This is a genomic window from Leifsonia sp. 71-9, from assembly GCF_001898805.1.
GTDB lineage: Bacteria > Actinomycetota > Actinomycetes > Actinomycetales > Microbacteriaceae > Leifsonia.
Map to the genome: position 1 here is coordinate 1 of NZ_MKVJ01000011.1, position 2,118 is coordinate 2,118.

Consider the following 2,118-nt stretch of genomic DNA (forward strand, 5'->3'; position numbering starts at 1 on the left):
AACCCTGCCAGCCAGTCCCAGACCAGCCGAGCCCAGACTCACAGCGGCATATCCTCGCTCCGCTGCGCTCCGTTCCGGTATTCCACGGTCCCGGCACTGCGCCCCTCCCGCTCGCTCTTGATCTCTCCGCCGGAAGGCAAACAAGAACGAGAGTCAGGGGAGTTGTGTGATGCGGGTATTCATCATCGATACGAGAAACATGGGTCCGGAACTGCAGGGTGGGCTGATCGGGGTGGTCGGCTCGACGAGCCCGTCGGCGGAGGAGAAGCGGGAGTGCGTGGAGACGGTGAGTCGGTACGCCGTCGACGGGTGGGCGATCGCCGCTGATCCGCGCACACCGATTGGCCGGCTGGCGGCAGTGACGGCCGAGACGGCGTGTGTGCCATTCGTGGCCTTCAACCGGGTAGCCCAGCGGGGTGGTCCTGTTGTTGGGCCGTCGACGGTGGCGGCGACTCGCGAACTGTCTTGACCGCTCAACGAGAAGCGGGCCTGTCCCGCAGGCCCGCTTCTGTCCGGCGCGGTCAGTCTCCTGCGGCAGGGTCCGCGCCCACCGAATCAACTTCTTTTGCCGCCTGGACGGCCTCGCCTGCGGTCACGATCTGCTCGACGTCGCTCAGGCTGTAGCCCCACGCGTCGAGCTGGGTGAAGTAGGCCGTGTCGGTGGTGGAGGGGTACCGCCAGGTCTGCTTGCTGGTCACTGACTCGCAGGCGCCGAGCACGACTGCAAGCGCGACATGCTGAGCCCTTGTCGGTGTTTGCTCCACCAGCGCGGCCAACTTGTCGTTCTCGAAGTAGCCGGACGGTTCCAGGCCAAGCAGCCGGTGTGCGAGCTCGTTGCCTTCACGGGTGGCGGTGCTGATCGCCTGCCGGTGGACGGTCAGACCCTTGGCGATCATGACCGCCGCGTCCTTGGGGAGAGCCTTGCGGGAGAGCAGGTCGGTGAGCCATTCGCGGCGGACCGTCTCGGCGGAGGCCCACGCCTTGTTGTTTGCGATCAGGATGCGCCGCTCAGCCTTCTCCTCCTCGGTCATCGGGCCGGACTTGGACGCGGTGCCGCTGTAGGTGTGGAATCCAGCCGCTTTCGGGTCCCGGAGGAAGTAGCTGATGGTGGCGTCGCCGTCCGCGTAAACCCGGACGTGGGCGGCGCGCCCGTCCAGGTTCTCGATGTGCTCGACGGTGACGCGTTGGTCGTCGGCGGTGAGGAGTTCGCTGATGCGGGTGTACTCGGCGTCGTAGTAGCCGGGATCGCTATCGAGGATCAGGTAGCCGCGTCCCGCCAGGTCGCCTTCCGTGTCCGCCTTGGTCTGGGCGCGTGCCTTCTCGTCGCGTGCCCGCTGGGCCGCGTGCGCGAACTGCGCCGGGTCCGTGGTCGCGACCTGGATCAGGTCGGCACGGATGTCGTCGTCGCCGTCGAACTCGATCAGCACGACCGCCTGGTCCAGGGTCAGCTGGTGCTCCTGGATCGCGGACGCTGCCACTTCGTTTTCACTGACCGCGAGAGCGGTCTTGACCTCCTTCTGCCTGGTGCCGGTGCGGCGGGCGATCGCGGTGACGGAGAGTCCTTCGAATGCGAGTTGCTGGAACGCGGCGGCGCGGTCGCCGTCGGTGAGGGCTTCGCGCTGGTCGTTCTCGACCATCTGCTGCACGATCCGTTCCGCTGTCACCTCGTCGGCGTCCACCAGGTAGACGGGAATGCTGGCGAGGCCCGCTTCGCGTGCGGCGAAGACTCGACGCTGTCCGGCCCGGACGGTCACGGTGCCGTCGCCGCTGCGGTGTCCGAGGACGGGGGTGAGGACGCCGTTCTCTTTGACGGACTGCACGAATGCGGGGGTGATGGGTGCGGAGGGGCGCACGTTGGTTTCGATGGTCAGGGTGTGGGGGTCGAGGTGTTCGATGGTTCCGACAACGTTGGTGGTGTCGCTCATTGCTCTGGTTTCCCTTCAACTGTTCTTGTTCGCCTGTCTGGCAAGGGGATCGAGGGTGAGCGGGAGCGGAGCGCAGTGCCGGGTCGTGGAATACCGCAGGGAGCGCAGCGAGCGAGGATATGCCGCTGTGAGTCTGGGCTCGGCTGGTCTGGGACTGGCTGGCAGGGTTGGTGTTGGTCGTCTTCGTCCGGTC

General features: G+C 66.7%; 2 protein-coding genes. One reads left to right on the forward strand and one right to left on the reverse strand.

Features of this window, described 5'->3' with window-relative positions; translation table 11 throughout:
- The first annotated feature begins 169 nt into the window (after window positions 1-169).
- Complete coding sequence (locus tag BGO91_RS06080; protein ID WP_290471963.1) at window positions 170-469, forward strand: hypothetical protein; 300 nt, start codon at window positions 170-172, stop codon at window positions 467-469.
- A gap of 52 nt (window positions 470-521) precedes the next feature.
- On the opposite strand, the gene BGO91_RS06085 is transcribed toward BGO91_RS06080, so the two are convergent.
- Complete coding sequence (locus tag BGO91_RS06085) at window positions 522-1,925, reverse strand: ParB N-terminal domain-containing protein (protein ID WP_290471964.1); 1,404 nt, start codon at window positions 1,923-1,925, stop codon at window positions 522-524.
- Window positions 1,926-2,118 lie beyond the last annotated feature (193 nt).